The organism is Elizabethkingia sp. YR214, assembly GCF_003058195.1.
Classification (GTDB): Bacteria; Bacteroidota; Bacteroidia; order Flavobacteriales; family Weeksellaceae; genus Elizabethkingia.
This window is the reverse complement of record NZ_QBUH01000006.1, coordinates 304,324-317,397: the sequence shown is the minus strand read 5'-3', so window position 1 is coordinate 317,397 and position 13,074 is coordinate 304,324. Positions and strand designations below refer to the sequence as shown.

Below are 13,074 nucleotides of genomic sequence, written 5' to 3'. Positions count from 1 at the left end.
TTGTAGTTAATAATAGGGTTGTAATTCTGAGCTTTAATAACTCCAAATGAAGCTATCATAATAGCTATTGCTGTAATATATTTTATAGTTTTCATATTTTTATTTTTTAAAGTTTTATTGATTAATATTCTGATTATTTTATTGTTGTAGTGAGCTTCAAGAAGATCATCTCATACAGTATGCTTCATAAGTCTTATATTTTGATTATTTATCTAATAACTTCTTGAATCAAAGATCATTGCTGGTGACGCCAAAACTTGACGTATTAAAAAAAGTTTTAGCTTTTTGTTTTTTTGAAAGGATAGTAATAAGAATAGTTTGAGATTCAGTTATAAGGGCTAGCTTCTAAAATCTAACCTCTAGTTTCTGACTTCTAATTAAAGAGAGGGCAGGTGATGAAAGCACCAACCTGCTTCTTTCTCTCTTAATTTTAATATTTTGTACCTCGTAATTCTAACTTCCGACTTCGTATTTAATTCTTATATCGGTACTGATACTCTTTCAGTAAGTTTCCGTTTACATCTTTTACGGATTCCAGTCTGTTAGCTGAATCATACTTGTAGATCTCCCATACTCCTGAAGGCGGGGTAATACTGGTTACACCAATCAGTGGGTTATAAGTATAAGTAGTGATCTGATAAGTGGATAATGCAGTATTGTTTCTGAAAAGATCCAAAGCTCCGATTAAAGCCTGTTCAGACTGATCAGTTCCTTGTGTATTATCTGCATCCGAAGCGGCAATAATAGCAGATACATAAGCAGAAACCTGGTTGTAAGCAGCACCTTCGATTTTCGCAATAGGTTGTGTCTGACCATAACCCCAGATAACCGTTACAGGCTTTCCTTTTACTGAGTACTGAAGAATATTTCCTTTGTTGTCATACAGATCATAGGTTAACTCGGTTTGTGCTTTTGTAGCATCTTCCGGATTTTGAAGATCAAAACCTAATACTGAAACAGGTAATGCTAATCCTGAGGTTCTGGCATTGGCATCAGCCTGACTGGTTGGATATAAAATCTCTGATTTAGAAATTGTTTTTCCCGGATCATTATCATTTTGTTTCTGGGTAACGCTTGTCTGAAGCGGAATTCCAATCATATTTTTATCAATAAGGTACTGATTGCCTTTTTCATGGGCGTATTGATAAGTAGTAGTACTACTTGTATCACCGAAATTAATACGTTGCAATAGTAAATTACCATTATTCTTATATTCATATGAATCTACAGCTGTAGTTTTTCCATTACTATAAATTTCCTCTGTATTTATCGTTTCAGTTTTGATAAAATTCTGAACAAGCGGGGTTATATAATAATAGTATTTGGGGTAGCAATTTCCATTATTTTTATTTAAAAAAATAGGAGAATCATTCACATAAATTTTAAGAGCTTGAGCACTTATAAATGTTAAATTATTACTAATATCCTTATATTGGATTTTTTTTGACAAAATTGATTTACCACTCTCATATGTTGTTTCTAAAACAGGTAGACCACTAAGTGGGTTTTTAACTATTGGAAACCACGGGTAGCTTTTATTCTCAAAGTTATGAAAACTATATGTTTTACTACCTTTTGTTTTGGTTGGCATTTGGATATCAATATCCTCCTCAGTCACATTACTATAGGTAACCAAATTATTGTAATCTTCACCAGAAATAGTATAATATTCAGCTTCATGAACACGCTGATAACCTGTTCGATTATCGTTCTCTGTGCTGAAATTCTGTTTTATATCAAATCTATTGTTTAATACTCCCCCCTGATATTTATAATTTATCTTTTTTAATAAACTCGAATTTGGATCATAATTTTCTACACTTTTAATTCTTACTCCAACTTGTGATGCGATTTGAGCAGTAGGAGGAAGGAAATACTCTAAATTCGATATGACCCCTGCCAAATGATATACATCAGATGGATCATACATATTATTATTGATATTGAGTATCAGTTTGTACTTTCCTGAAGGTAAGTTTAGAGTTTCATTCCACCTTGCATAATTTGAAGATTCAAATGCACTACTTAGAATTGTGTTTAAATCCCATATTTTATATAAATTGTCAGTATTATTCTCAACCTTATATAATTTTATAGAGGCATTATTATTAAGCATTTCATAATATGTGTATGCTTTTGTAGCTAATGGTGAATTTGGTATTCCTCTGAAAATTTCATTATTAATTTTAACTTCTGTGGTATTATTTATAGTAAATTCATACGTATTATTTTTTGGTTTACTTCCCCCATCCCCATTATTATTAAGATTTATATTTTTTCTTGAGGATGAAACTTCAAATTGAGTAGGGATAAATTGATTTTCAAATGTATTTGGCTCATAATAAAATGATGTGTACCCCCCTGTTGGATATTTAATTTTATTTAGTAGATAAATATCTCCAAATGTGTTATCTGAGAATCTGTTATTGGAGTTCTCTTTATAACTGCTAATAATAGGAGTTAATGGTTTTATGAAGCCTACCGCTGTAAAGTAATCTAAATCTGGTACTAGTGACTTTCCTAGAGAATTATTGAAAAACCCCCATAAATCTTTTGAAAAAGATAGTTTACTTGGTAAAGCACGTTGAGTATTATATTCAAAATTGTGTGTCCTTGTTGATGAGGTATCTATTGTTCCGTCTGATTTATAAAATATTTCATTCAAACTATCTAGTTTTAACCTTTTCCCAAATGCGTTTTTATTATTTGACAAATAAATTGGATTATCTTTAGGCATACCTAAAGTCTCATCATATGCAAAATAACTCTGTCCAAAAGAGTATGATTTAATCTTTTTTCCAGAATTTGTGCTAATATCAATAGAACTTAATTTTTTTACTTTTTTATCAGATGATAGAAAATCTTCTCGATCATCCAAATTAAACGTAATAATACAATCCTCTGTAGTAATCCTTTTTAATATTTTTATATCACTCTTATAATTGTTAAAAGAAGGATTACTGTAACTAAAATCAACTCCTCCTAAGAAATCATAATTCTGATAATCTAATAAATTAAAATTTTGAGTATAATAAATATTATTATAAATAGCATCCTGATATTCAAATGATATCTTTTTCCCTGAAGGAGTAATAATATCTGTCAATTTGTAGCTGTAATTATTATACTGTTCCATAGCCTGATTTCCATTATAATAAATGACCTCTTCAGCACCAAAATAATAAATAAAACCATCAGAAGTGGTTGCCTTTATTGTTCTATATGGTTGAAATATAATTTCAAATTTTACTTCTTCTTTTTTGTTTAATTGTACGACTTCTTTAGTGTCTGGGTTAATGTAAAAGTCTCCAGAATGTCCTAAAAAATTAAAATTATAAATATCTGGTTGTCCCCCACCTTCTTCTAATCTTAATAATGCACTTTGAGGATCTTGAGGTTCTATTTGATAACCGGGAGGGTCTTCAGCACATGACACATTAACACCATTTCCAATATTGGTACTTATATTGATATTTTTTGTTCCTATTTGTTTGTCTACTTTTTGTTGTCCCAAAGGTGGAAGATTTTTAAATCTATCATAAAGAATATTATATTCTGAAGTTGTAATCTTATCTAAAGATTCATGTTGATCATTTCTTCCTCGCACTTCTTGAGTAATTTGCCCTTCTGGGGAGAGATTCCACCCCAACCCTACCCATGTTGATTGATCTGATAGTCTAATTCCGGAACTACTATAATTCAAACTGATTGGTATTTCAATTCCTGATTCCTTTATTGTATATATAGGAATTGAAGGCTGTATATTTCCTGTAAAATAACCAATAGGGATAGCACCATATCTCATTAATGAAGTCACCTCAGGAGAGGTGGGTATATTAGGTGTATTATAATTAGGTTTTAACTGTGCATTTACTACTATACAAGCAAATGTCAACATTATTGTTATATTTTTTTTCATTTTTTTATATTTAATATTAATAAATCAGTGATATACTTGCTAATATTTACGGAGGCTCCTTGTTGTAATATTTCATTAGACTCATAACATTTTGTTTTTGATATTTTCCTTTCTGGGACAAAGGTCATCCGCCGTGGCGTCAAAACTTGTCGTATTATATTTTTGTTTTAAAAATTTTCAAAGAATTTGAAATATTGGGATGAGGGCCCCCAGGCATACCGGATTTTCGGTATGCTAAAAAGTTTGTAAATAATTAAAGGATCTTATAGAGAGGGAATCCGAAATGTTTTATTTTTTAATCACTTTAATTTCATCTCGCAATTCCTGAATTTCCTTTTGCTGCTGACGCAATAATTCAGACTGCTCTTTATTCAGTTTGTTTTGCTCAATAGAATAAAGCGTCAGTTCTTCAATTTTCTGTAAAAGTAATTTCTGACTTTCTCCAAGTGATAAACCATTTTCGGTGACTTCTTTGGTATTTGGGATATTGGGTAAATGTCCCTTTTCATGGATATGCTGTTCAACCTCATCCAGTGTTGGAAGTTTATAATCTTTCTCGAATACAAAATCAGCCCATCCGGCCATATCTACTTTTACTTCCTTGGCATGCACTGTTCCGTTTACATCTAGTTTATTTTGTGGATCAATCACCCCGATTCCAACATTATCATTATAATATACACTATGTTTTCTGATCCCAGATAAAGGATTAGTATAGATGGTACTTATAGTGGAAAGATTCAGGTTTGTGTTTCCCTGAGTATGATGGGTTAGTCTTATATTATAAGGATTTCCATTAGAGGAAGTATGATAAATAGTTAGTTTATACTGATTTATAACGGTATCCCATACAATATCGCCTATGTAAATATTATTGAGTATAGTGCCTGCTGCTTCTACTACTCTGGAGGTAGGAGGGTACCACTTATCATTATTGGGGTTTATGCCGATCTGAAATAATTTTTTAACTATCCCTGTACTATTTTGATTTGCATAAGATCCTGTTATATCAACTTCGATCCAGCCATTGATAAAGTTGTTTCCCAATAATATGTCTACAGCTTGGTTGGATTGTTGATGAGGGAAGTTGACACCAAAATCTTTTTGCTGGAATGTTTGTGCATTCAATGAAACTGTAAAAAGTAAAAAAAATATGTATATGCTATTTCTCATGATTATTAATTTTTTTGGTTATTGTTTTCGATATTTTGAAGGCGCTCTTCCAGCATTTTATTCAACTGGATTTGCTGACGAAGTAATTCCGATTGTTCTTTATTCAGTTTGTTTTGCTCAATAGAATAAAGCGTCAGTTCTTCAATTTTCTGTAAAAGTTTAATCTGAAAATCGCCGATGTTTATACCTTCTTTCTGCATTTCCGCTGCAGAAGCTATTTCAGGTAAATGTTTCTTTTCTTTAATGTGTTTTTCCACACTTTCCAGATCGGGAAGTTGATACGAATCTTCAAAAACAAAATCAGCTGTTGGGGTAGTGGTAACTTTAATTTCCTTGGCTTCGAGTTTGCCATACATGGCAATGTCTCCATTGTCATTGAGTTTAAGCTTAGCACTATTATTATTACCATCCAATGAGTAAGTCCAAAATTGTAAAGAGTTGCCATAGTTTCCCGTCATATTATAAATTCTCCATACATAGGCATTTGAACCAATTTTAGTCGAGTTATGTATATCTATAGTTCCGCCCTCATCATTAGCAATAGAACTTCGGATTATCCCTGAAACATCAAGTTTTGTAGATGGACTGGCTGTTCCAATCCCAACCTTGCTGTCCTGATTAATAGTCATCATTTCTTTTAGACTTGTAGCACCAGTACCATCATTGACAAAAAATGAGAGCTTTGAGCCATGTGTGTCATATGATTGCTCAGTAGCGGCTATTCTTGCTTTTGGCCAGTTGGCATAGCCTAAGAAATCAATTTTTGGATATAATGGATTTTCTTGCTTTGCGCTGGTTTTATCTGTGGTTAATGAAAGAGTGGCTCCATTGGGTGATGCAATTTCTAAATTAGTTGATGGATTAGTGGTGCCAATACCAACGTTTCCATTAGAATTAGTAGTTAACAATTGCTTCCATCCTTCCCATTGTCCTTCCGGAAGGCCGGCTCTATAGAAAATACCTCCGTTGTTGAAATTAAGTTGATGATGTTTATCTCCACTATTATCCCCCCAAGGAGCAATAGTTAGCATTCCGGAATATAAACCTTCTCCCGGGACACCTACAGTACTTCTGTATTTGAAATCTCCTTGTATTTGATGTCGGTATTCAGAAGGTGGACTATCTGTGCTTCGGGTATCATGTATAGCAATTCCAGAAGCTAACTGGGCAAAGTAAAAACCGGGAAGTGTGAGTAGTAGTGTACTTAGTTTTTTCATAATATTTTATTTTTAAGGTTAGTAATTGATTTTTTGTAATTGTTCTTTAGGACGAGTTGTGGTCCTCAGTCCTCAGTTGTCAACCAACAGGACAAAGATCCTGGCTCATGGCGACAGAACTTGACGCATTAAAAAAAGTTTCTTGCTTTTTTTGTTTTTGGGAAAATTGCCTGATTTATCAGAGCATAGAGCTAAGGTTAGCCAGTTACCGAGAGTAAAGTGTAATTTTCAACTCATCGATAACCGACAACCATTAGTCATTATCCGGCTTTATTCCGGATAAGTTTCTGTACAATCTGATTTAGCATTTCTTTGTTTTCGTCGATGTAAGCCAGACCTGCCTGAATAAGATTTTCAATATTTTCTTCCCTTACATTGTCCATAGATGGAGACGCGTTTTTCAGAGAAGGATTGATTCGGTAGTAGTTTTTCTGATTGCGGCTTCCAAGTGTCTGAAACATTTGGGAAAGCTGATAATCTACAGTTTCCGCATTGGCAGAAAGAAGAATGTCAATTAAAGGTCCTATCCATGCCAGTTTTCCTGCATTTTCCATTTTCTTGAATGGATAAGATTTAGCTTCGGATCCTGTTCCGATGGAAATAATCATCATATCATTTACTGTAGGATAATCTGGCTTTTGATCGGTTTTAAAAATTTGACCGAATGGCATTTTTCGGGCTTCGGCATAAGCACATAAAGCCGGATTGTTGGCATAAACGCCGCCATCAATAAGACTGAAATTCTGTCCGTATTGAGACTGAATTCTTGCCGGGCTAAAATATGTAGGAGCCGCAGAAGTAGCACGGCAGATATCCTTCACCAGAAAGTTATCTGTACTAATACCAGCATCGGCAGAGTTAAAAAGCTTTGCCCTTCTGTTTTCTATATCATAACTGGTAATGAGACAAGGTTTTATCAGCTCTTTTAATTCTAGTTTTCCGAAAAAGTCATTGAGATTTTTTTCCAATGCTTCCTGCGAGATCTTTTCATTAAACAATCCAAAAGGGTTGATAAGACGTTTAAAAAAAGAAACCTGAAAGATATCTTCTCCTCTTTCTGAATACAGTTCCAACCCTTTCTGTATGGAATATCGTGCTTTCCGGTTTTCATCCGGATACAGCATAATCGATGTAATCAGTCCGCCGGTGCTGCTGCCGGCTACCAGATCGAAATAATCGCCCAGTTTATTCTGGGAGTTGTCTTGCTTTTGAAGCTGTTCCTCGATATATCTGAGGATAATACAGGAGATAATTCCCCTTATGCCTCCCCCGTCAAGGGAGAGGATACAAATCTTTTTCATAATGTTTTGTTTGATGTTTGTTCTAAAAATTGGTGTATGAAACGCTGTCTGGTTTCATGAGTTTAAATGCGAAGTCATTCATGAATTCGCAGAATATAATGCATGATGAAAAAATCAGTGTTTTTTCTGATCATACATTGAGTCTTTATCTGATGATAAAACTTTTTTTGTGCGGGAAGCAGGAGAGAGTCTTTGTATTTTATGCCTTAGCTATTGAATAAATTAAATAAGGATGTATCCCGATTTATCTTTAGGCATTTTAGAAAGTACTTTCCAGTCTGTGGAAATAATGCCATATCTGGTGCGGAGATTTTTCTTTTCAAAATGTGGATAATCTTTAAAAGTTTTCCAGTTGCCTCCCCATTCCCAGCCATAGCGGGTGAAAATCTTTACACATTCCTGCCAGTCGGCAACACGGTCGCCATCCCAATCCTTTGCAATATCCCAGCTCGCTGTTTTACCGTCAATAATCAAACAGATATCCACTGCCAGACCATAATTGTGAATACTTTGCCCTGGTCTTGCATTCGTTACTTTTAGTCCCGGTGTAGTTCTGCCTTGTGCATATAATTTGGCTTGTTCTGCATGAGTTCTGAGGCCTTGTGTAATTCTTATTTTTGCCCTGCCGGTCAATGCAGTATCGCAATCCCTGATAATCTGCATTACCTCCTCCCTTATTGCGGGGTGAAGTTTTCCGATGTGTGTTTGTGTAATCTTGTCCATAATTTTGGTCGTTTTGGTTATGGAGCAAATGTAATCGGGGGTGGCGTCAAAACTTGTCGCATTATATTTTATCTTTAATTTTTATAAAAAAACCCGCTGAATAATTATTCAGCGGGTTTTTAAATTAAGATAAGAGTTGATTCTAAATTGATATATAGAATATATTCTAACTCTTATAGGTTCTGATCTGAAATTTATGTTGATAAATCTCTTTCAGAATTTAACCTTGACAAGGTTGGTTATTGTATTATTTAACAGGTTTTCCGTCTTCACCAAGAAGTTCTATTTTGGCTTCATTATCTTTATCAACATATATTTTTATTCTTGGTTTTCCTTTCTGGTCTTTTATAAACAAGCCAACATCTTTGTTGAAATTTTTACCGATGAAAAGACGGTCTTCCATTAGAAGGCTGTCTGCTTTCATTTTCTTTAGAGCTAGTTTCTGCTCTTCTTTATTTTTTAGCTTATCCAGTTCGATGAATCTCTTCATTCTTTCACTGAATGTTTTTTCTTTCGGATAATCCCAGATCTGTAATCCGTATTTCCGTTCATAACTCTTAGTATTTTCCATATACTGAAGCTGCATAATCTGATCATCTCTAAACTTATCCACAGAGAATACCATTCCGGCATCTTTTTCATTCCCATCATACACCAGACCTCCACATTCGTCACCCGAAGAGTTGAAGAAAATAATCCCTGAAGATCGTTCCCTGTCCGGAAGCTTTTCGCCATTCACAATTCCCGGATGCTGGCGATGTTCATTACTAATCACCATACGCAGATCTCCCTTTTCGCTTACTACATTGATTTTCTTTACGGTTAGTTCATCGAAGTTTTCTTTTTTCTCTTTGTCTCTGAAGCCACTGAGTATGAAAATAGTAAATGCCAGTGAGCTAACTATTACATAAGTAGTTAGAAAATTTAATTTCCTTTTCATTGATTTTTCTGTCATGATACTATAGTTTAAAGATATTTATGAATAGGACGGTTTCATTGATGAAAAGTTACAGTAATCGAATAAAATCACATATAAGTGAAAAGTATCGTTGGAATTGTTTGAAGAAAAAACATGATTTTAAACATATATATTAATTTAGAATAATTTAAAATAATAAATTTGCAAAAAAATCTTGATGAAGCTTAAAACGGCAAAGCGCTGGTTCAAATGGCACAAATGGACCAGTTTAATTTGCACATTATTCCTCCTGTTACTTTGTATAACGGGATTACCTCTTATATTCCATGAAGAGATCGATGAATATTTAACAGAGCATAAAGAGGCTGTTATTCCACCCGGAACTCAGAAGATAAATCTTGATAAACTGGCGAAAATAGCTGAAGCCAAATATCCCGGGGAACATGCGCGTTATGCATTTTGGGATCAGAATGATCATCCGAATCAGGTATTATTTGATGTGGTAAAAAGTCCGGATTCACCACCTGAACAAAGTAAGTTTTTGATACTAAATGAATATACCGGAGAGGTTCTGGGACAGCCTAAAGATGAAGGTTTTATGAGTATTGTCCGACATCTTCATGTGGACCTTTTTGCAGGAATCCCCGGCAAATTGTTTCTGGGACTTATGGGGATTTTATTTGTGATTTCCATTATATCGGGTATTGTACTGTATGGGCCTATTATGAAGAATTTTGATTTCGGAATGGTACGTAAGGATAAATCCAAAAGACTGAAATGGCTGGATACGCATAACCTATTGGGAATTGTTGTAATGGCCTGGATGCTTGTAGTAGGAATAACCGGAGTAATTAATGCAATGTCCGATGTAATCGTAGGACTTTGGCAGCAAGGACAGTTAGCTGAAATGACGGCTCCATATAAAAATGAAAAACCATATACAGGTACACTAAGTTCCTTGCAGGCGGCTGTGCATACAGCAGAAGCTAAAGTTCCGGATATGAAGGTGAGCATTGTCGCTTATCCCGGTACACTGTTTACCAGCAAACACCATTATGCAGTATTTATGAAAGGCAATACGGAAGTAACATCCAGATTGCTGATGCCGGTACTTATAGATGCCAAATCAGGTAAAGTCACAGATTCGCGTGCAATGCCCTGGTATGTGAATACATTATTTCTATCTCAGCCCCTGCATTTTGGTAATTATGGAGGAATGGCATTGAAAATAATATGGAGTGTTTTCGATTTTCTAAGCATTGTTGTATTGATCACAGGTGTTTACTTGTGGATTGCCCGAAGAAAATCTGAAAAGAAACACTGGAAAAACATTTCTAAAAACTAAAACCATGAATAAGAAAATATTCAGACTCTGGGGAATGCCTGTTTTACTAGCTGTACTTTCTCTTTATGGGCTTATATCAGCTCTTATTGGGAAAGGAATCTGGGATGTACTCGCTTGCATCGTTTTGACTATCCCCATCATTATTATCGTGAAACATTATTATAAAAAATCTTAAGAAATAACTATTATAAAAATCTGAGCTTATTATGAAAAAAGTATTGTTGAATGCAGTTCTGTTATCAGGTGTTCTTGCTTATGCACAAGAAAAAGATACTATTAATGCAAAGAAAATTGATGAGGTAATCATCAATTCCTATATCAAAAAAGATAGTGATTATGTAAATAAAATGCCGCTGAAATCTATTGAAAATCCACAGGTTTATTCTTCTATAGATAAAGTAGTACTGGATAATCAGTTGATTTATACAGTCGATGATGCCCTTAGAAATGTGACCGGAGTACAAAGAATGTGGAGTGCCAATAATAGAGCAGGAGACGGAGGTGCATACGTTAACTTGAGAGGATTCATTTCTTCTAACTCTATGAGAAATGGTTTGGTTGGGCCGGTTACTACGTCTATGGACGCCATAAATTTAGAAAAAGTAGAAGTTTTAAAAGGTCCTTCTGCTACTTTATTCGGAAGTAATGTAACCTCTTATGGAGGGGTAGTGAACAGGGTTACAAAGAGACCTTTTGAAACATTAGAGGGAAGGGTTTCATTAATTGGAGGCAGTTATAATTATTACAGAGCACAGGCAGATGTAAATACGCCGCTGACAAAAGACAAAAGACTGATGTTTCGTGTAAATACGGCCTACACAACAGAAGGAACATTCCAGAACAAAAATGCCAGAAATACCTATTTTGCTTTTACACCTTCACTTCGTTATAAAATAAATGATGTTCTGGATATTAACCTGGAATATGAAGGCTTTGAAACCAGAGCAGCTCCGGAACAGGTATTTTTCTATCTTTCTCCGGCTTTAGGGAAAAATATGAAAGATGTGGAAAAACTTGGACTGGATTATAAAAATTCTTACATGGGTTCTGGTCTTTATACTACGGCAAGAGTAAGAAATTTATTTGGACAGGTAAATGTGAAAATTAATGATAATATCCGATCATCTACCAATATCAGTAATTCTTATTCTTATTCAGATGGGTTTAATCCGTATTTCTATATGGCTCCTAAATCCACGGCAACGGGAGTTGCTACAGATTCAGAATTAGGTGTTGTTAGAGCAGATCAGTCTACAATTAATAGTACAAAAAAATTCTTTCAGATCCAGCAGAATTTTAATTTCGATTATAAATTCGGCAGTATGAGAAACCGTACAGTCGCTGGATTTGACTATATGAGAACAAATGATAATCAGATGTTCGTGTTTATAGGAGTTGTCGATTGGGTACCTTTCAGAGGAGGAGATTATTCTACACTGAATGATAAAACACTTGGGGCGAAATATAATGAACTAAGAAATAGACCAGGGTATGATTTCAATGCAAATAATACATGGCCATCTTCGGGAGTTCTCAATACTTATAGTGGTTATATCTCCAATGTATTGACTCCGGTAGAAGGGCTTAATGTTTTGGCATCTGTTCGCTATGAAAGCAATCAATTCAATGGTGGGAAAAGGGGGCAGGCAGCTGTTGCAGCCTATTCGCAATCTGCATGGTCACCGAAGTTCGGATTGGTATATGAAGTTATAAAAGATCAGTTTTCTGTATTCGGAAATTATCAGAATAGTTTCAAAAGTAATGGATACTATATTTACAATAAAGCAGGTGATGTTGCGCTTTCCGATCCTGAGAAAGCTAATCAGTTTGAAGGAGGTTTAAAAGCTAATCTATTAAAAGGGAAAATAACAGCAACGTTAAGCTATTACGATATTAAAGTTAAAAATACACTAATGACTACCAGAGAACTGACCGTTGGAGGACAGGCAGTTCAGAATCAGGCCGGAAAATTAACAAGCCGTGGATTTGAAGCAGAAATTAACGCATATCTTGTTAAGGGCTTTTCATTAATAGCCGGGGTTAGTTACAATGACATGAGCTTTACAAGCGGAGAAAATGCTGGTTTCAGACCCGAGACAGCATCTTCACCCTGGTTAGCAAATTTCAATGCAAGTTATCAGTTTGTAGATGGTCAATTTAAAGGATTAGGATTTGGAATTGGCGGAAATTATGCAAGTGATAACAAAATAGTAAATACAGCACAAGGAAGTTTTATACTGCCTAAGTATTTTGTGATGAATGCTAATGCATACTACGATACCAAGAAATTCAGAATAGGTGTAAAAGTTGATAATTTTACCAATCAGCATTATTGGATTGGTTATACTACAGCCAACCCTCAGAAGCTGGCAAATGTATTGGGAAGTATTACTTATAAATTCTAAGAAGAGTTATCCGATTCAAAGATTAATAATTGTAAATATCAAAAATCCGGCTGCTATATACGGCCGGATTTT

At 34.6% G+C, this 13,074-nt stretch carries 9 protein-coding genes; 3 read left to right on the top strand and 6 right to left on the bottom strand.

Annotated features, from left to right (window positions below):
- Positions 1-472: 472 nt before the first annotated feature.
- The 6 genes from C8J95_RS14275 to C8J95_RS14245 form a co-directional block, all read right to left on the bottom strand.
- Positions 473-3,919, bottom strand: coding sequence for a hypothetical protein (locus tag C8J95_RS14275; RefSeq protein WP_107809036.1), 3,447 nt, complete (start codon positions 3,917-3,919; stop codon positions 473-475).
- A gap of 288 nt (positions 3,920-4,207) precedes the next feature.
- Entirely contained in the window at positions 4,208-5,092 is an 885-nt protein-coding gene (locus tag C8J95_RS14270) for a hypothetical protein (RefSeq protein WP_107809037.1), read from the bottom strand.
- Between the two features lie 5 nt (positions 5,093-5,097).
- On the bottom strand, positions 5,098-6,309 hold the full coding sequence (locus tag C8J95_RS14265; protein WP_185124612.1) for a hypothetical protein: 1,212 nt from the start codon (positions 6,307-6,309) through the stop codon (positions 5,098-5,100).
- Between the two features lie 260 nt (positions 6,310-6,569).
- Entirely contained in the window at positions 6,570-7,610 is a 1,041-nt protein-coding gene (locus C8J95_RS14260; protein WP_078403627.1) for a patatin-like phospholipase family protein, read from the bottom strand.
- Positions 7,611-7,832: 222 nt separating this feature from the next.
- On the bottom strand, positions 7,833-8,333 hold the full coding sequence (locus tag C8J95_RS14250) for a M15 family metallopeptidase (RefSeq protein WP_107809039.1): 501 nt from the start codon (positions 8,331-8,333) through the stop codon (positions 7,833-7,835).
- Between the two features lie 247 nt (positions 8,334-8,580).
- Positions 8,581-9,273 carry a hypothetical protein gene (locus C8J95_RS14245; RefSeq protein WP_255412821.1) on the bottom strand — a complete coding sequence of 231 codons (693 nt, stop codon included), beginning with the start codon at positions 9,271-9,273 and terminating at the stop codon, positions 8,581-8,583.
- A 196-nt stretch (positions 9,274-9,469) separates the two neighbouring features.
- On the opposite strand from C8J95_RS14245, the gene C8J95_RS14240 reads away from it, so the two are divergent.
- Genes C8J95_RS14240 through C8J95_RS14235 form a run of 3 tightly spaced genes read left to right on the top strand, consistent with a single transcriptional unit; the run spans position 9,470 to position 13,002 of the window.
- Entirely contained in the window at positions 9,470-10,597 is a 1,128-nt protein-coding gene (locus C8J95_RS14240) for a PepSY domain-containing protein (RefSeq protein ID WP_107809041.1), read from the top strand.
- 4 nt (positions 10,598-10,601) lie between these two features.
- The gene (locus tag C8J95_RS18790; protein WP_185124613.1) at positions 10,602-10,772 is read left to right on the top strand and encodes a hypothetical protein; all 171 of its coding nucleotides are present in this window, start codon (positions 10,602-10,604) and stop codon (positions 10,770-10,772) included.
- A 31-nt stretch (positions 10,773-10,803) separates the two neighbouring features.
- On the top strand, positions 10,804-13,002 hold the full coding sequence (locus C8J95_RS14235; RefSeq protein WP_107809042.1) for a TonB-dependent siderophore receptor: 2,199 nt from the start codon (positions 10,804-10,806) through the stop codon (positions 13,000-13,002).
- The last annotated feature ends 72 nt before the right edge of the window (positions 13,003-13,074 follow it).